Origin of the sequence: Methylobacterium sp. 37f (genome assembly GCF_023093475.1) — a bacterium.
Lineage (GTDB): Bacteria > Pseudomonadota > Alphaproteobacteria > Rhizobiales > Beijerinckiaceae > Methylobacterium.
In genome coordinates this window covers 1-17,331 of sequence record NZ_JAGHKN010000012.1, presented here as the reverse complement: position 1 = coordinate 17,331, position 17,331 = coordinate 1, and the positions used below count along the sequence as shown (strand labels likewise).

17 protein-coding genes are annotated in these 17,331 nt (G+C 71.5%); 9 read left to right on the top strand and 8 right to left on the bottom strand.

Features of this window, described 5'->3' with window-relative positions; genetic code table 11:
• Positions 1-93: 93 nt before the first annotated feature.
• From J7U37_RS10225 to J7U37_RS10195, 7 genes are all read right to left on the bottom strand, one after another.
• On the bottom strand, positions 94-798 hold the full coding sequence (locus J7U37_RS10225) for a response regulator transcription factor (RefSeq protein WP_056183761.1): 705 nt from the start codon (positions 796-798) through the stop codon (positions 94-96).
• Complete coding sequence (locus J7U37_RS10220) at positions 795-2,432, bottom strand: HAMP domain-containing sensor histidine kinase (RefSeq protein WP_247635643.1); 1,638 nt, start codon at positions 2,430-2,432, stop codon at positions 795-797. The genes J7U37_RS10225 and J7U37_RS10220 overlap by 4 nt, the downstream gene beginning before the upstream one ends.
• 268 nt (positions 2,433-2,700) lie before the next feature.
• Positions 2,701-2,907: a hypothetical protein gene (locus J7U37_RS10215; protein ID WP_056183757.1), complete on the bottom strand. Its 207-nt coding sequence runs from the start codon at positions 2,905-2,907 to the stop codon at positions 2,701-2,703.
• A gap of 205 nt (positions 2,908-3,112) precedes the next feature.
• Entirely contained in the window at positions 3,113-3,907 is a 795-nt protein-coding gene (locus J7U37_RS10210) for a formylmethanofuran dehydrogenase subunit C (protein ID WP_247635642.1), read from the bottom strand.
• The gene (gene fhcD / locus J7U37_RS10205) at positions 3,904-4,860 is read right to left on the bottom strand and encodes a formylmethanofuran--tetrahydromethanopterin N-formyltransferase (RefSeq protein WP_056482598.1); all 957 of its coding nucleotides are present in this window, start codon (positions 4,858-4,860) and stop codon (positions 3,904-3,906) included. Before fhcD ends, J7U37_RS10210 begins: the two co-directional genes overlap by 4 nt.
• A gap of 49 nt (positions 4,861-4,909) precedes the next feature.
• A complete protein-coding gene (locus J7U37_RS10200; RefSeq protein ID WP_056183751.1) occupies positions 4,910-6,553 on the bottom strand; it encodes a formylmethanofuran dehydrogenase subunit A in 1,644 nt (547 codons plus the stop codon).
• Complete coding sequence (locus tag J7U37_RS10195) at positions 6,547-7,626, bottom strand: hypothetical protein (RefSeq protein ID WP_056183750.1); 1,080 nt, start codon at positions 7,624-7,626, stop codon at positions 6,547-6,549. Before J7U37_RS10195 ends, J7U37_RS10200 begins: the two co-directional genes overlap by 7 nt.
• A gap of 405 nt (positions 7,627-8,031) precedes the next feature.
• Between J7U37_RS10195 and J7U37_RS10190 the strand changes: the two genes are divergently transcribed.
• The 7 genes from J7U37_RS10190 to fae all read left to right on the top strand — a co-directional run bounded on the left by J7U37_RS10190 (position 8,032) and on the right by fae (position 14,880).
• Positions 8,032-9,000: a beta-ribofuranosylaminobenzene 5'-phosphate synthase family protein gene (locus J7U37_RS10190; protein WP_156376060.1), complete on the top strand. Its 969-nt coding sequence runs from the start codon at positions 8,032-8,034 to the stop codon at positions 8,998-9,000.
• Between the two features lie 110 nt (positions 9,001-9,110).
• Positions 9,111-10,004, top strand: a complete 894-nt coding sequence (locus J7U37_RS10185; RefSeq protein ID WP_056482610.1) for an NAD(P)-dependent methylenetetrahydromethanopterin dehydrogenase — start codon at positions 9,111-9,113, stop codon at positions 10,002-10,004.
• A gap of 212 nt (positions 10,005-10,216) precedes the next feature.
• Entirely contained in the window at positions 10,217-11,167 is a 951-nt protein-coding gene (locus J7U37_RS10180; RefSeq protein WP_348772987.1) for an ATP-grasp domain-containing protein, read from the top strand.
• A complete protein-coding gene (gene mch, locus J7U37_RS10175) occupies positions 11,164-12,150 on the top strand; it encodes a methenyltetrahydromethanopterin cyclohydrolase (protein ID WP_247635641.1) in 987 nt (328 codons plus the stop codon). Before J7U37_RS10180 ends, mch begins: the two co-directional genes overlap by 4 nt.
• A gap of 187 nt (positions 12,151-12,337) precedes the next feature.
• A complete protein-coding gene (locus J7U37_RS10170; protein ID WP_056183742.1) occupies positions 12,338-13,249 on the top strand; it encodes a RimK family alpha-L-glutamate ligase in 912 nt (303 codons plus the stop codon).
• Entirely contained in the window at positions 13,246-14,148 is a 903-nt protein-coding gene (locus tag J7U37_RS10165) for a triphosphoribosyl-dephospho-CoA synthase (protein ID WP_247635640.1), read from the top strand. Before J7U37_RS10170 ends, J7U37_RS10165 begins: the two co-directional genes overlap by 4 nt.
• Before the next feature lie 219 nt (positions 14,149-14,367).
• The gene (gene fae, locus J7U37_RS10160; protein ID WP_056183739.1) at positions 14,368-14,880 is read left to right on the top strand and encodes a formaldehyde-activating enzyme; all 513 of its coding nucleotides are present in this window, start codon (positions 14,368-14,370) and stop codon (positions 14,878-14,880) included.
• 136 nt (positions 14,881-15,016) lie between these two features.
• Here fae and J7U37_RS10155 read toward each other — a convergent pair whose 3' ends face one another.
• The gene (locus J7U37_RS10155; protein WP_247635639.1) at positions 15,017-15,712 is read right to left on the bottom strand and encodes a HisA/HisF-related TIM barrel protein; all 696 of its coding nucleotides are present in this window, start codon (positions 15,710-15,712) and stop codon (positions 15,017-15,019) included.
• Between the two features lie 62 nt (positions 15,713-15,774).
• On the opposite strand from J7U37_RS10155, the gene J7U37_RS10150 reads away from it, so the two are divergent.
• Entirely contained in the window at positions 15,775-16,827 is a 1,053-nt protein-coding gene (locus J7U37_RS10150) for a hydantoinase/oxoprolinase family protein (protein WP_247635638.1), read from the top strand.
• A complete protein-coding gene (locus J7U37_RS10145) occupies positions 16,824-17,024 on the top strand; it encodes a hypothetical protein (RefSeq protein ID WP_056183735.1) in 201 nt (66 codons plus the stop codon). The genes J7U37_RS10150 and J7U37_RS10145 overlap by 4 nt, the downstream gene beginning before the upstream one ends.
• Positions 17,025-17,331 lie beyond the last annotated feature (307 nt).

Sequence of the window (17,331 nt, the reverse complement as noted above, 5' to 3'; positions counted from 1 at the left end):
TCAAGCGCTAAATTGCCGGTTTCTCCCATCAACCCCTGCGAATCCGCGGCCGACGTTAACGCGGGGTGCCACCTCGGTGCCGGAAATCCGGCCTCAGTGCCGGAAATCCTGACCTTTCAGGTCCAGCATGAAGCCCCGTCCCCGGACGGTGACGATGACCGGACCGCCGAGGCGGACGAAGTCGGAGAGCTTCGTGCGCAGGTAACCCACGTAGACATCGACGACATTCAGCGACAGGCCGCCCTGGCCGGCCCAGAGCTTGTCGAAGATGTCGCCCCGCGTCACCGGATGGTTGGCGTTGTCCATGAGCAGGGCGAGCAGTTCCGCCTCGCGGGGGGTGAGGCGCGCCGTCGCATCCAGGAATCCGACCTGCCGGATGTTGAGGTCGAGGACGAGCTTCCCGGCCGTCACGATGGTGCGCGGCTCCTCCGACGCCTTGCGGCGCAGGAGATGGGTCTGGAGCCGGGCCAGCAATTCGTCGAAGACGAAGGGCTTCACGATGTAGTCGTCGGCGCCGAGCGCCAGCCCCTCGGCCCGGTCGCGGACCTCGTCGCGCGCCGAGAGGAAGAGAATCGGTCCCGGATAGCCGCCTTCGCGCAGCGAGCGGCAGACATCGTGGCCCGACCCGTCCGGCAAGGTGATGTCGAGCACCACGGCTTCGGGTGAATCGGCCCGAGCCGCCGCCAGGGCGTCGTCGACGCAGCCGGCGACGCCGACCGAGAAGCCCTCGGCCTCGAGTCCCCGGGCCAGCATGGCGCGGATGTCGCTGTCATCCTCCACGATCAATACGCGCGTCATGCCGCGGTCTCCTTTCCGACCCGGTCCGGGCCGTCCTGATGCTGCGTCCCGGGATCGGATTCGGTCACGGCGGAGTCCATGACCGGCAATTCGAGGGCGACCTGAGCGCCCCGGCCGTCGGGTCCGCTGCGCAGGTGGATCGACCCATCATGGCGCTCCACCACCCAGCGCGCCAGGGCCAGACCGATGCCGAACCCCGTTTCGCCCGACGGGCTCTCGCGGCGGAAGCGCTCGAACAGCCCATCGCCGAGATCGGGGAAGCCCGGCCCGTCATCCGTGATCGTCACCACGCCGCGCAATCCCTCCACCGCCGCCAGCGCCACGGTCACGTGGGTGAGCCCGGTGGCGTGGCGCAGGGCGTTGTCGATCAGGCTCTCGATCACCTGGCGCAGCCACTCCCGGTCGGCGAGCAGCCTGGGGTCGTGGCCGGAGGGGGCCAGACTCAGCGCCACGCGCCGGCGCGCGGCCTCCGACGCCATGCCGTCGACGGCGTCGGACAGGATCGCCGCGACGGCGACCGGGCGCCGGTCCAGTTCGATCTGGCCGGATTCCGAGCGGGCGACCCGCAGCAGATCCTCGACGCGGCGCTGCAGACGCAGGGCCCGCTTGCGGATGGTGGCGAAGACCGGACCGAAATCGACCTGACGCCCGGCCGAGCGGGCGGCGATGTCGCACTCGCCCAGGATCACCGTGAGGGGCGTGCGCAGCTCATGGCTGACATCGGCGAAGAAGCGCCGGCGCGAACGGTCCACCGCCTCCAGGCGGGCATTGGCCGCGCGCAGGTCGAGCGTACGGGCCGCAACGGTGTCCTCGAGCGAGGCCCGGTCCGCCGCGAGCCGGCCCTCGCGCCGGGCCAGACGGGCGGCCATGCGGTTGAAGTTCGCCACCAGCAGGCCGAGCTCGTCCCGGGTCGCCACCGACAGGCGGGTGTCGAGTTCGCCGCGCCCGACCGCGCTGGCGGCGCGGCGCACCGCCTCGATCCGGGCCAGCACCGGCCGGGTCACCGCCCGGTAGAGCAGCAGCACGAGGGCGAGGGCCCCCGCCACGGCGGCGAGGGAGGCGATCCGCAGGGTACCGGACAGGGCGCGCGCCGCGTCGGAGCCGGCGATCATCGAGCGGCGCTCGACCTCGATCAGGAAAGAGAGGGGCTGGCCCGTCATGGCCCCGAAGCCGTTGAGGGCACCCCGGATCGCCGCCCGGCGGGATTCATCCTCGGACTGGCGCAGCACCTGCGTCACCTGCCGGTCGAGCACGGCGCGCGCCGCGCGCAGCTGGGCCAGGGGCCGGGTGCGGGCGGCATACTGGGTCCGGTCGAGGGGATCGTCGCTCGCCGCGATGCTGCGCCCCAGGGCTTCGTCGACCGCCACCAGGGCGCGGTCCACATTGGCGCGCGCCACCGCGAGTCCCTCCGGCTGCGCGTCCGGGTTGCTCACCGCCTCCAGGGCGGCGAGCCCGTACTGGGTCATGCGGCCGGAGAGTTCGACCAGGAGTTCCAGGCGCCCCTGCGCCGCCAGCGTCCGGTCGATGGTGCGCTCGGCGGCGCTGATCGAGGCGAGGACGCCGATGGCCGCCAGGACGACGAGGAGCGCGGTGCCCCCGAGCAGCAGGGCGAATCGGACCTTCAGCGAGCGCATGGTGGTGCCGACATCGTCCTACCCGATCGTCTTACCGAACCGCTTTGCCAAATCGTCCCGAGATGATTCCCCGGGCCTCACCAGGACTGCACTGCCATCCGTGCTTACCTGATCATCCCGTCTGCTCCGGCGATCTTGCGAACAACATCGCGGATGCAGGCTCTGTAGGCTCAGGGTCGGCTCCGTTGCAAGCGCTACCGTGTGGGAGCGTCATCCAGTGGAAGCGTCCCGGCGCGGACAGGAGATGCGGGAAGCGAGGGCGTCCCGGTCAGAGGTCGCGCGGCTGGCTGCCCCGGACGGCACAGCGCCACTTGGTCACCTGCCATTCGGGATGGTCCGCCTGCCACTTGGCGATGGCGCTCTGGGAGTTGCGCAGGCAGATGTTCGGACTGCGCGCTTCGAACGACAGGTCGATCTTGTCCTCGCGGCACTGCGAGGGCTGCGACAGGAGGCAGATCGAGAGCAGAATGAGCATCGGGAGGCCGGGTTCGCGCTGCGGAAACGCGGAACGCCGGCACTATGCTGCCGCCCGCGGTGGCAGAAAATCGACCGATCGGGAGGATTGTGCAAGTCCGGATGGCGATTGGTCCCGGATCGCCCCCGGCTCAACCGAGGGCGAGGGGATCGGCGCATTCCGCCGGGCCGCCCCGGCAGGCGAGCCCGGACGGCCGGCGACGGCCTCAGGCCATCACCCAGAGCTCGCCCTTGCCGAGGGTCGCGAGATCCCCCGAGTAGCGCGTCAGGGCTCCGGCGGCGAGATCCGCATGGGCGGGGCTGAGGGGCCGCAGGGCGCGGGCGAGGAGGCGCAGGAACACGAGATCGTGCGAGCCGGTCTCGACGAAGCTGGGGCTGAGCGCCCCGACCGCGCCGGTCAGGATGGTGCCCCTGCGCATGCCGAAGCCCGGATGATCGCCGAGACTCGTCGCCGCGATGGTGCCGGCGATCATCCGCGCGCCCGCATGGGCGCCCGCCCGGCCGACCAGGATGAGTCCGCGCCGCATGCGGTCGCCGAGATAGTCGCCGGCGCTGCCGCGGATCACCAGGGTGGCACCGTCGAGACCGGCCTTGGCGGCGTAGACCGCACCGCCGGCATGGTCGCCGGCATCGCCCTCGATGGTAATCGTACCGCCGGTGGCGCCCGAACCCGCGAAGGGGCCGGCCGAACCGGTCACCGTCACCGAGCCGCTGCTCATGCCTTCGCCGAGGCGCTGTCCGACATCGCCGGTGACGCGGATGGAACCGCCGCTCAGCGACGCGCCGACCCGGTCGAGGCGCGACGAGCCCCCCTCGATGACGAGTTCGTCCGAGCCGTCGAGGGCGAGCGTGAAGCAGTCGCCCAGGGTCAGGCCGCGCCGGCCGGTGCCGACGGGGAGCCTGGCCGCCTCGGCCTCGGTCAGGCCGCTGAGCGCCAGCGGATTGACGTGCAGGAAGTCGAGCCGCTCCGGCGGCTCCTGGCGCAGGGTGAGGGTGCTCATGCCGCTCCAGCCTCGCTGCCCGGCTCCTTCGAGAGCAGGTTCTTCAGGTGATAATGGTGGCGGCCGAGATTGCCGCCGTAATTACCGGCCGTGACGGCCACCAGCCCGTGCGCCGCACCGACTTCAGTGGCCGCATGCAGGGCCGCGCGCATCGATTCCGCCACCGCATCGGAGGTCAGCGCGTCGATGACGATCTCCAGCACGACGCCGACCTCGGCCGAGAGTTCGGTGCCGGCCCGGCCCTTGAGGGTCGGGCAGTAGGCATCGTTGGTCGAGGCCATCATGCCCTTGGTGCGGGCGCCCACCTTCGAGCCGGAGCGGACGATGCCGCCCGGGAAAGGCAGGATCGCGCCCGAAACCGAACGGGCGGCCTCGACCGCGATCTCGGCGACCTTGAGGGTGTCGGCGTGCTTGCGCCCGAGGAACAGCAGGTTGCCGCCGCCGACCGCGCCGTCCACCGCGCGGACGAAGTCCTCGCACAGGAACTCGCCGTCCATGACGGGGATGCGCCAGTAGCGGCGGGCCTTGCCGGTGACCGGGTCGGTCAGGCGCTTGGCCACCGCGAAGCCGTCGCCGAAATAGCGGATCGCGCCCCCGAGCTTGATCTTCGTCGGGCCTTCCACGCCGGCGTAGCAGGCGGTGCCCGGGCAGGTGAGGATGCACTGGCCGACGCGCTTGAGGAGCTGGTCCTTGAGGCCGTTCGGCTCGAAGCCAAACAGCAGCACGCGCACGCCGGGGCGCCCGTCCGGGGTTTCCTCCGGAGACAGCTCGCAGTCGATTCCGGCCTCGGCGCCGCAGCCGATCACCGAGGTGGCAAAGCCCGTCATCACGGTGGCGGCGATCATCGCCCACTTGGCCGTGTCGTTGGTGATGATGATCGCCGTTCCGGCGACGTCGAACGCCTCCGCGAAGGTGTCGATCACCGGAATGCCGTTGAGGGTGAGGTCCGTCATCTCAGTCACCGGTCCTCACGCGTTGCGCGGAGCGCACATCCGATTTCGTTCATGACCGACATGCGACCTCCGCGAACACGTCCGGTTTCGGGAAGGCCTCGTCCGGCACCGCGAAGCTCTTCAGGCCCGTGCCGAAACGGTCCTGCAGATAGGTTTCGGAGCGGGCCACCATCGCCTTGTCGGACTCGACGGCGAGTTCGAGGGTGCGGCCGGAGCGCCAGGCCACCACCTCGCCGTCCTCCACGATGGTCTCGCCGTCCTTGAGCACCAGCTTGGCGCGGGCGAACATGGCGGTGCGGTTCGGGTCGTCGCGGTAGATCGCGACGTCGGCCCGGGCGCCCTCGCGCAGGTGGCCGCGATCGGCGAGCCCGAGCAGCTTGGCCGGCCCCGAGCGCGTCAGCTGGGCGATCTCGGAGAAGCTGTACTCGCGCTCGATGGCACAGAGGCCGGAGCGCTCGGCAATGACCTTGTGCAGGCCGGCGATCTCGCGGTCGCGCTCCTCCTTGTCCATCAGGAAGTGGATGATGCGCGGGTAATCGGTGAACGGGCCACCGTTAGGGTGGTCGGTGGTCAGGATGGTGCGCTCCGGCTCCTTGGACAGCAGCATCAGCTCGAGGCCGATCGCCCATTGCAGGGAGCTCACGGGGCCGCGCGGCTTATACAGGAACGGCACCACGCCACCGCCCTCCGCATCCCCCGCGTTGACGATCCACTTCTTCGGGTTGGCGCCCTTGCGGCCGGCGAACTGGCGCAGGATGTCCAGCGAGATCGTCACGGTCTGGCCAAAAGCGACCTGGCCGACGTCGTAGGTCGCGTTGGGATGCGCCTCCATCGCCTCGGTGATGCGCTCGGCCGCCGAGCGGAAGCCGCCGGTCAGCGGATTCTCGGGGTCGGCGACGCCGTAGCCGTAGAACTGGGCGTGGGCGAAGTGGATGCGCCGCCCTTCCGCCGCCTCCAGGGTCGCGACGAACGACTCGTCCGCGCCCGGGATGCCGAGATTGTTACAGTGGACGTGCAGCGGGTGCGGCACGCCGATCTCCTCGACCGCGTCGAGGAGGGCGCCCATGATCTTGCGCGTCGACAGGCCGTAGACCGGGATCTCGTCGTCGAGGCTGAGCTTCAGCATCCCGTCCTTGAAGGCCGAGGCGCCGCCCGCGTTGATGCACTTCACGCCGAGGCCGCGCGAAGTCGCCACCGAGAGGGCAACGAGATCGCGCACCGCGGCCTTGCCCTCACGCTCCCGCAGGAGCTGGAGCAGGTGGTCGTCGTTGCCCATCACCGTCAGGGCGCCGCGATCGAGGAGCGGGATGTCGGCGAGTTCGAGCTGGGTCGCCAGGGCGTTGGCGGGCGGCATCGCCGGCTCGACCGCGAGGGTGTAGCCCATCCGGGCGTAGTTCGCGCCGATCCAGGCGGCCGAGCCGCCCGCATGCGCGAACGGATGACCCTCGGGCGCGGCCTCGCTGGCGTAGAGCTCGGGCAGCAGCAGGCGGCTCATCACCACGTTGCCGCCGGCGATGTGCGAATGAACCTCGACGCCGCCGGCCATCACCACGCAGCCGGTGGCGTCGATGGTGCGGTCGGGCGCACGGTCCGAGGCGGGCACCACGCGCCCGTTCTCGATCCAGACCTCGCCGACCGCGTCGCGGCCGGCCGTCGGGTCGACGACCCGGCCTCCGTGAATCCGGATCAGCATGCGGCGGCCTTCTTCTGCATGAGGCGTTCGTGAATGGCGGTGAGGATGCCGGCCGCGCTCAGTTCGGCCGTCGGGCCGGGTGCCGGCGCATAGGTGATCGCCGCCCGGCGCTCGTCCCATAGGGTTCCGCCGGCGCTCTCACCGGGGACGCCCACGGCGAAGACCACGTCGGCGACGTCGCCGCCGGCCTCCGGGCTGCCGACGCCCACGATGGCGACGCTGGGCAGGGTGCCGAGCCAGTCGGGGCGCGGGGCGGGCAGGGAGGCGAGCCACAGGGCCGCATCGGCCTCGCCGGCGGCGATCTGGCGGGCGCTGTCGAAGCGCCAGGGATCGTGCTCCGGCACATGACGGCCGAACCCGACGCGGGGGGCCTGGCCGGTGGTCCAGGCGGCGAGCTGCAGCAGGGCGCGACCCTGGAACGGATCGGCCAGGGGCAGGCCGAAGAAACGCGTGACCTCGTTGAGATCCTTGATCATGCCCTGGAGCATCTCGACGCCGAGTTCGCCGATCTCGGCCGGGTCGTACAGGACGACGCCGTACTGAGCGGCGGCGAGGCGCCGGGCCAGATCGGCATAGGCCGCCTCGCCGGCGAGGTTGCCCTTGAGGAAGGCGCGCAGGTGCGCCACCGAGACGGCGAGGCCGCCGGCCTCCGCCGGGTAGGCCACGTGCCGGGTGGCGCCGTTGCGCGGACCACCCAGGGACAGGATCACCCGTTCGGCGCCGGCGGCGCGGCCCCGCGTCGCCTGCGTGCCGGCGATGTCCTGCACGATGGGACGGTCCCAGGGGGCGTTGCCCACGATGAGGACCGCATCGGCCCGGCCGACCGTCTCGGCCGGCGTCGTCGTCATGGCCCCGGTGTGGCTGAGGGCTCCGAGTTCGGCATAGAGGCTCGGGCCGGCTACGGGATCGACGGAGGCGCCGAGGGCGTCGGCGAGGTGGTACGCGGCGCGCACCGCGCTCAACTCGGCGCAGAGCCCCGCCAGGACAGCATTCTGCGCTGAAGCGAGGAGCGTGGCGGCGGCCTCCACCGCCGCGTCCGCGTCCGTCGCACCACCCTTCACCCAGGCCGCCATGCGTTGCACCTTGGAAAATCGAGGGCCCGGCGCGCGCCGTGTTCGGCGTCGCGCACGGCGGGACTGAGCCAGTCCATGTCGTTGGGGCGGCACGTTTGCATCGCGGCCGCTTTCCAGGCAACCCCCCCGGACCCCTTCGGGCGAATCAGGGTCCCGGCGCCGCGCCGGAAGATTTGACCGATGCGCTTGCGACGGGTCGCCGCTCCGTGGGAGAAGCCGCCGGGCGCAAGGGTCGCGGCCCGGGGTCATCACCGAGGGGTCGTGACCGAGGAGTCGTGGCGGAAGAGTCGTGGCGGAGGAGTCTTGGCGGAAGCGTCATGGCTCGCCGAGTGATCCGAGGCACGAGGTCGGATGGGACAGGACCGCGTGGGACAGGGACGTGTCACGATGGAGGGACTCGACGTGATGCGCCCGACGAGCGGACCGGGCGCAGCCGCTGCCGGCCTGCGCGTCCATGCCCCGGCCCGTCTGCATTTCGGGTTTCTCGACCTGCATGGCGGCCTCGGCCGGCGCTTCGGCAGCATCGGCCTCGCCCTCGACGCCCCCGCCGTGGACCTCACGGCGCGGCCGAGCGACCGCCTCGACGTCACCGGGCCGGAATCGCGCCGTGCGGCGGCCTACGCCCTGGCGGCGGCGACGCATCTCGGCATCCCCGGTCACGCCGCGCTCACCATCGACTCCGCCATTCCCGCCCATGCGGGCTTCGGCTCGGGCACGCAGCTCGCGCTCAGCGTCGCGGCGGCGCTCGCCGGCCTCGCCGGGCGCCCCTTCGCGCCGGAGGATTTCGCCGACGCCCTCGACCGGGGCAACCGGTCGGGCGTCGGCCTTGCGGCCTTCACCCAGGGCGGCCTCATCGTCGACGGCGGGCGCGACCCCGAGGGCAACCCGCCCCCGGTGATCGCCCGGCTGGCCTACCCGGAGGCCTGGCGCGTCGTGCTGATCCTCGACACCGGCATGACCGGCGTCCACGGCAGCCGCGAGGTCGCGGCGTTCCGCGATTTGCCGCGCTTTCCGGAGGCCCAGGCCGCCGAGATCTGCCGCATCGTGCTGATGCAGGTGCTGCCGGCGGCCGTCACCGCCGAACCGCTTGGGTTCGGGTCCGGCATCACCCGGATCCAGCAGCTGATCGGCGACCATTTCGCCCCGCACCAGGGGGGACGCTTCGCCAGCCCCGCCGTGGCCGAAGCCCTCGCGGCGATCGCGGCGGAGGGCGTGGCCGGCTACGGCCAGAGCTCATGGGGGCCGACCGGCTTCGCCCTGATGCCCTCGGAGGCCGAGGCGCGCGCCCTCGTGGCCCGGCTGGAGCGGCCCGGTCCCCTGAAATTCCTGATCGCCCGCGGGCGCAACACCGGCGCGTCGGTGACGACGCTTTAAGACGAAGCCCGCTAAACCGAAGCTTCGGGGCACCCGGACCGGGTCGCCTTTGACAATTCGACGCCTCGGCGCACGATCGGGCCGCGTCACAGCATGAAGGGAGTCCGACGATGGCCCGCTCGATCCTGCACATGATCACGCCCCTGAAGCATATGAGCCCGTTCGACGTGAACATGGCGGCGGATGCGGGCTTCGAGACGATCGCGACCTACACCAACGCCACGCTCGCGGACGTGACGACCCTGGTTCAGGACTCGATCTTCTCGCGCAGCCCGCAGGACGGCGTCCGCACCGGCATCTTCATCGGTGGCAAGAACGCCGAGGACGCCCTCGACATGGTCGACCGGGCCAAGAAAGCCCTGGTGCCGCCCTTCGCCAACCACATCTTCGCCGACCCCGCCGGCTCCTTCACCACCGGTGCCGCGATGGTGGCCGAGGTGACCCGCGCCCTGAAATCGAAGTTCGACACCGGCCTCGAGGGCAAGCGCATCGTGATCTTCGGCGGTGCCGGCGTCGTCGCCTATGTCGCCGCCGTGATCGGCGCCCTCCACGGCGCCAACGCGGTGATCGTCGGCCATGACGGCGAGGAGCGTGTCAGCAAGATCGCCAACACCATGCGGTGGCGCTTCGGCGTCGAGGTCGAGGCCGTGGACGGCTCCACCGTCGCCGCCCGACGCGCCGCGATCGGCAAGGCCGACGTCATCCTGTCGGCCGGCCCGGCCGGCATCCCGATCCTGACGGCGGAGGATCTCGAATCCGCCCCGAACCTGCTCGTGGCCTCGGACGTCAACGCCGTGCCGCCGGCGGGCATCGCCGGCATCGACGTCAACGCCGTCGACGTGCCGCTGCCCACGGGCCGCGGTGTCGGCATCGGCGCGCTGGCGGTCGGCAACGTCAAGTACCAGACCGAATCCCGCCTGTTCCGCCGCATGCTCGACGCCGACGAGCCCCTCTGCCTCGATTTTCGCGATGCCTACACGCTGGCCGTCGAGGTGGCGGGCTGAGAGCGGCCCAATCGGAGCCGGGTGCCGGACGGACCCTCCTCATCGCGGCCCAGTCCGGCCGGGCCCTGGCCCAGGCGGCCCGGCGGGCGGGTCTGCGGCCCCTCGTCCTCGACCTGTTCGGCGATGCCGACACGCAGGCGCTCGCCGAGGGCTACCGCCAGGCCGAGGGCCGCTTCGGGGCCGGGCTCGCGGGTGATGCCCTCGTCGCCCGCTTGGACGAACTCGCGTCCCTCGGATCGGACAAGCCCCTCGGCATCGTGCTGGGCAGCGGCTTCGAGGCGGCGCCCGCACTGATGCGGGCCATCGCGGGTCGCTACCTTCTCCTCGGCGCCGGCCCGGATTGCGTCGGTGCGCTGAAGGACCCGCTCGCCTTCGCGGCCCTGTGCCGGGCGCACGGCGTGCCGCACCCGGCCGTCACCCGCGACCCCGTGCCGGACCGGTCCGCCTGGCTCCTCAAGCGGGCCGGGGGCTCGGGCGGCACCCATATCCGCCGGGCGACCGCCGGTGCAGCGCCGCCCGGTGCCTATTTTCAGGCCCGGGTGCCGGGCCGCGCCGTCGCAATCTCGGTCCTGGCGGCCGGCGGCGCCGTCCGGGTGGTGGGCGTCACCGAGCAATGGTGCGCCCCGTCTCCCCTGCATCCCTTCCGCTATGCCGGCGCCCTGGAGCGCGGCCGCCACGAGGCGCCGATCCTCGAGCCCCGCCTGCAGGCGGACATCGTCGCGGGCGTGACCCGCCTCGCGGCGGCGACCGGCCTCACGGGCCTCGCCAGCGCCGACTGCCTCGTCGACGGCGAGGCCTGGTGGCTGACCGAGATCAATCCGCGCCCGGGGGCGACCCTCGACGTGCTCGACCGGCGCGCGACACCCCTGCTCGGCCTGCATATCGCCGCGAGCCTCGGCCACCTTGGCGATCCCGAACCCGCACCGGTGGATGCGGCGGCGTCCGAAATCTGCTACGCGGCCAGCGGCTACGCGCCGATACCGCCGATCACCTGGCCGGATTTCGTGCGCGACCGCCCAAGACCCGGCACCACGGTGGCGCGCCACGCGCCCCTGTGCACCCTGTTCGCCACAGGGCCGGACTCGGCCGCCACGAGAGCGATGTTGCGAGGCCGGGCCGCCGAATTGCGGACCCAGCTCGCCCTGACGGAGGGACACCCATGACCACGAGCCCGAGCGGCGCGAAATTCCCGTTTCCGAGCGTCAACGCTCTGACCGCTCCCCTGGTGGAGCGGCTGGTCGCCGATGCCGAGGCCCTGCGCCTGTCCGTGACCACCGAGAACGGCGCCCGCATGGTCGATGCCGGCGCCACCGTGCGCGGCTCCATCGAGGCCGGCCGCCGCATCGCCGAGATCTGCCTCGGCGGCCTCGGCACCGTCTCGATCGCGCCCTCCGGCCCGATCGCGTCCTGGCCCTATTCGGTCATCGTGCACGCCGCCGATCCGGTCATCGCCTGCCTCGGCAGCCAGTATGCCGGCTGGTCGCTGGCCGACGAGACCGGGGATTCGGGCTTCTTCGCCCTCGGCTCCGGCCCCGGCCGCGCCGTCGCGGTGGTGGAGGACCTCTACGGCGAGCTCGGCTACAAGGATTCCGCGAAGCAGACCGCCCTGGTGCTGGAAGCCGCCGGCGGCCCGCCGGCCTCCGTCATCGCCAAGGTGGCCGAGGCCACCGGCCTGGCGCCTGAGCAGCTCACCTTCATCTACGCCCCGACCCAGAGCCTGGCCGGCTCGACCCAGGTCGTCGCCCGCGTGCTCGAAGTCGCCCTGCACAAGGCCCACACGGTCGGCTTCGATCTGCACAAGATCGTGGACGGCATCGGCACCGCCCCGCTCTCGCCGCCGCACCCGGATTTCATCCAGGCCATGGGCCGCACCAACGACGCCATCATCTACGGCGGCCGGGTGCAGCTCTTCGTCGAAGCCGACGAGGCCGATGCCCAGCAGCTCGCCGAGCAGATCCCGTCGTCGAATTCCGCCGACCACGGCGCGCCCTTCGCCGACATCTTCTCCCGGGTCAACGGCGACTTCTACAAGATCGACGGCGCCCTCTTCAGCCCCGCCGAAGTCATCGTCACCTCGGTCACCACCGGCAAGAGTTTTCGCGGTGGCAAGCTGATGCCGGAGCTGGTCGAGGCGTCGTTCCGGTAAAGCGCCGATGCATGAACCCTCCCCCTTTGCGGGGGAGGGTGGTCGCGGAGCGACCGGGAGAGGGGCCAAGGCCTCTCCGAATCTGGCCCACCCCTCTCGCGGGATTTAGTCCCGGCCCGACCCGCCTGACGGGCCACCGTCTCCGGCGGTGAGGAGACGGGATCGACGTCGAGGTTTACGAAGAACAATGCGGATCGGGCTCGCGGCCGATAACGGCAACTGGCACAAGGCGCGCTTGAAGGCCGCCCTCGAACAGCTCGGCGCCGAGCCGGTGCTGTTCTCCCTGGCGGACGTCGCGGTGGTGACCGGGGGCCCCGAGCCCCTGCGCGTGCCGGGTTTCCAGACCCTGCCGGACGGCGTCCTCCTGCGCACCATCGCGGGCGGCACCTTCGAGGCGACCACCCTGCGCCTCGGCGTCCTGCACGCGCTGGCTGCCACCGGCACCACGCTGTGGAATTCCCCCGGCGCCATCGAGCGCTCGGTCGACAAGGCGATGACCAGCCTGCTCATCGATCGCGCCGGCCTGCCGACCCCCGAGACCTTCGTGGTCTCCCGGCGCGAGGCCGCCGCCGAGTTGGTGGCACGGGAGGCGGGGCCGGGCCGACCCCTGGTGCTGAAGCCGCTGTTCGGCTCGCAGGGGGAGGGGCTCCAGCTCATCGAGCGTCCGGAGGACCTGCCGGACGAGGAGGCGGTGTCCCGGGTCTACTATCTCCAGCGCTACATCGCCCGCACCGACGGGCTGTGGCGCGACTACCGGGTCTTCGTCTGCGAGGGCCGCGCCATCGCGGGCATGATTCGCGAGGGCGACGGCTGGATCACCAACGTCCATCGCGGAGGCCGGCCGCTGCCCTGGGCGATGCCGGAGGCCGCGGCCGAACTGGCCGAGCGCGCGGCGGCGGCGGTCGGCGTCGACTACACCGGCATCGACCTCGTCGAGGATGGGGCGGGCGGCTACCTCGTGCTCGAGGTGAACTCGATGCCGGCCTGGTCGGGGCTGCAGCGGGTCACCGAGGTCGACATCGCGCTCGCCGTGGCGCGCGGCTTCCTCAACGCGGTGCGGGCGGCGCATCCGCCCCGCCTCGTATCGGCCCTGGGATGAGCGGGCTCGATCCGGGCACGATCGCGGAGGCCTATCGGGCGAGCTGCCGCGACGAACTCGACGCCCTGAAGCCCGGCAACGTCCACGCCTTCGCCGACGGCCACCGGATGGCGGTGGCGGATTTCGTGGCGAGCGCCGAGATCTCGGCGCCGCACCTGACGGATGCCGGCGCCCCGGTCGGCCGGCGCGTGCTCCGGGCCGTCGAGGCGACGATGGAGCGCGTCGGCCAGAACACCAACCTGGGCATCCTGCTGCTGTGCGCGCCCCTGGCGAAGGCGGCGGAGACCGGTCGCCCGCTGCGCTTAGCGCTTCAGGCGGAACTCGACGGCTTCGACGAACAGGACGCGCGCGACGTCTTCGCGGCGATTCGCCGGGCCAACCCGGGCGGCCTCGGCCGGGCCGAGCGCCACGACGTCACCGATCCGGCGGTCCCCCTCTCGCTGCGGGCCGCCATGGCGGAAGCCGCGCCGCGGGACGCCATCGCGCGCGCCTACGTCACCGGGTTCGCCGATCTCTTCGCCATCGGCCTGCCGGCCCTGACGAGCGCCGCAGCGCGTGGTCTGGCGCCGCCCTGGAGCACGACGGCCCTGTTCCTGGCCTATCTGGCCCAGGTGCCCGACAGCCACGTGGCGCGCAAGCACGGCCCCGAGCGGGCGGAAGCCCTGCGGATCGAGGCCGAGGCTCTGCTGTCACTCGACCTCTCGCAAGCGCCGGTGACGGTCCTGCTGGCGCAGGACACGGCCTGGAAGGCCGCGCGCCTCAACCCCGGCACCAGTGCGGACTTCACCGTGGCCACGCTGTTCCTGGCGCGGCTCCTCGGCGGGCTGGGCGAAGCGGACGCGACGGCCGCGTCCGGAAACGATGCCGAGAAAGCCGACGCGGATCGCCGGTTTTCCTAACCTCATGCGAAGGTTCCGTCCGGACACGAATAAATTGCCGGCCTGCACCGTCCGCATAGGGTTGTTCCCGGCCAGACCCCAGAGTAGGGTCCGCGCCGCGATCCGGGCTAACCGGTCCGGTCCCTCGATGGACTGGACGCCGTGAACAAGGATAGCTGCCGGCCGCCCCCTGAGCTCGGGAGCGGCCACGTCTTTTCAAGACTTTGGGAGAAACCCCACATGGCGAAGATCAACAAGGTTATGGTCGGCGAAGCCCTCGTCGGCGATGGCAACGAAGTCGCCCACATCGATCTGATCATCGGACCGCGCGGTTCGCCGGCCGAGGCCGCTTTCTGCAACGGCCTCGTGAACAACAAGCACGGCTTCACCAGCCTGCTCGCGGTCATCGCGCCGAACCTGCCCTGCAAGCCCAACACCCTGATGTTCAACAAGGTCACCATCAACGACGCCCGTCAGGCCGTCCAGATGTTCGGCCCTGCTCAGCACGGCGTTGCCAAGGCCGTTCAGGATTGCGTGGCCGAGGGCACGATTCCCGCCGATGAGGCCGACGACCTGTTCATCCTGGTCGGCGTGTTCATTCACTGGGAAGCGGCCGACGACGCCAAGATCCAGAAGTACAACTACGACGCCGTGAAGCTCTCCATCGAGCGCGCCGTCAAGGGCGAGCCCACCGCTGCCGTCGTCACCGAGCAGCGCAACTCCGCGTCGCACCCCTTCGCGTCGAACGCTTAGATCGGGGGCAGTCCTGGGCAGAGCGCGCCTCCGCCCGCACCGCGGGGCCTGCTCCAGCGACTGGCTTCCATCTTCCTCGGACGATGAACATGAGACGGGGCGGCCTTCGGGCCGCCCCTCTTTTTTGTCCGGTGCCTCAGAGCCTTGTAGGCCCGCGCAGGGCGCCGTCGTGGATCGCCGAGGCGATCAGGGCTCCGGCGATGCCGTGCGCCTTCAAGGCGGCCACGTCGGCCCAGCCCCGCACCCCGCCCGCCGCGTAGAGACGCGTCGAAGGATTCGAAGCCGCCAGGGCCGCGAGCCGGTCGAGGTCCGGTCCGGCCCCGATGCCGATCCGCCCCAGGGTCATCACGATCACGTCGCGCGGCCAATGCGCCGGCGCGTCGTGCAGGGCCGCCGGGCCGAGCCGCTCGCCGCCGCGCGTGTCGAGGGAGAACACCGCCCGGTCACCGAGCGTCCGAACAAGATCCGCATCGGCCTGGCTCTCGCTGCCGATCACCGGCCGGCCGAGATGGGCCGCCAGGAAGGCCTCGACCCCGGCCGGTCGCGAAAATCCCGCATCGACCCACAGGGTTGTGCCCGGGCAGGCGGCCGCGATGGCGGAAAGGCTCGCGATGTCGGGCGCCGCACCATCGACGATCGCGTCGAGGTCGGCCACGTAGAGGATGCGGGCCGGCACCGCCCCCAGCAGCCCGCGGGCGACGTCCGCCGGCGCCGACCCCTTTGCCAAGGGCGTCCTGATCGGGGCATAGGAGTCGCGGTCCCCGGCCCGTGCCCGCACCACCGCTCCGTGGCGCAGATCGATCACCGGAATGATCTCGAATTCGTCCGCCATCCGGCTTCCTCCGATGTTCAGGCCCGCCCGTGACACCACAGACTCCATCCCCTGACACGCCGGTGATCGGCTGGGATCTCGGCGGGGTCCATGTCAAGGCAGCTTTGGTTCGCAACGGCGGCGTCGAGACCGTGGTGCAGGCGCCCTGCCGGCTCTGGCGCGGGTTGCCGGCCCTCGACGAGACGTTCGCGCAATTGCCCGATTGGGCCCGGGCCGAGGCCCACCACGTCGTCACCATGACGGGGGAACTCACCGACTGCTTCGCCGACCGGCAGGACGGGGTGACGCAGCTCGCCGGCTGGGCCGGGCGGACCCTTCCGGGCGCGGTGCGGATCTACGGCGGCCGCGCCGGGCTGCTCGATCCGGATATGGCTCCGGCGCACGCCGCCGCCATCGCCTCGGCGAACTGGCACGCCACGGCGGCCCTGATCGGACACCACCTCGCCGACGCCCTCCTGGTCGATATCGGCTCCACCACCGCCGACCTGATCCCCATCGTGAGCGGCCAGCCGGCGGCGACCGGCTACAGCGATGCCGAGCGCCTGGAGACGGGCGAACTCGTCTATACGGGCGTGGTCCGCTCGCACCTCGTCGCTCTGTCCGACCACGCTCCGTTCCAGGGCCGCCGCACCCGGCTGATGGCCGAGACCTTCGCCACCACCGCCGACATCTACCGCATCCTCGGCGACCTGCCGGAGGGGGCCGACCAGCAGCACAGCGTCGACCTGAAGGGCAAGTCGCTCCCCGAGAGCGAGACCCGGCTGGCCCGCATCGTCGGCCGCGACCATCGCGAGGGCAGCGCCGCCGACTGGCGCGCCCTGGCGGCGCATTTCTCCGAGAGCCAGATGCGGCTGCTGCACGATGCGGCCGCCCTGCTGCTGTCGCGGCCCGACCTCCCGGCCGATGCGCCCCTGGTGGTCTGCGGCGCCGGCCGCTTCCTCGCCGAGCGCCTGGCCGCGCGCCTCGGCCGGCCGGCGGTCGCCTTCACCGACCTGATCGCCGAAAACCTCGCCGAGGCCGGCGCCGACTGGGCCTCCACCTGCGGCCCCGCCGTGGCGGTGGCGCTGCTGGCCGCCCATCCATCCTGGAACCCCGGAGAGAGACCCCGCGCATGAGCACGACGCAGAAACTCGCCCGCATCCTGGCCGCCCGCTCAGGCAGCGGGATCGAGCTGGCGCTGGCCACCGAGTCCGGCCAGACCCTCAAGGTCCTGGCCACCTCCGAGCAGATCGACATGCTGGTGGACGAGCTGGAGGACATCCTGAACTCGCCGGAAGAGCCCGAGGCCCCGGAGCCACCGGCTGCGGCGTGAGGTGCGGGCGGTCGTAAGCGCTCGTGGTCAGAGCTTGACGCTCGGTCCCGTCCGTTTGCGACCCTTTGGAGATGCCCGGAACATCCGCTTGCAGGCGACATGGTGCGGCGGCGTTCTGCGTCCGGGACGGGTGGATTTTTGCCAGTCCGCTTCCGAACAGCGGATGCATTGAAGCGGACTTAGAGCGTTTTCCACGATCCCTGAGTCGTTGCGGCGAGGTGAGCGTTGATCCCTGAAGGTTCGTCAGGGAGATCGCCATGGCCCGTGCCTACAGTCACGATCTGCGCATTCGCGTCCTGGACGCAGT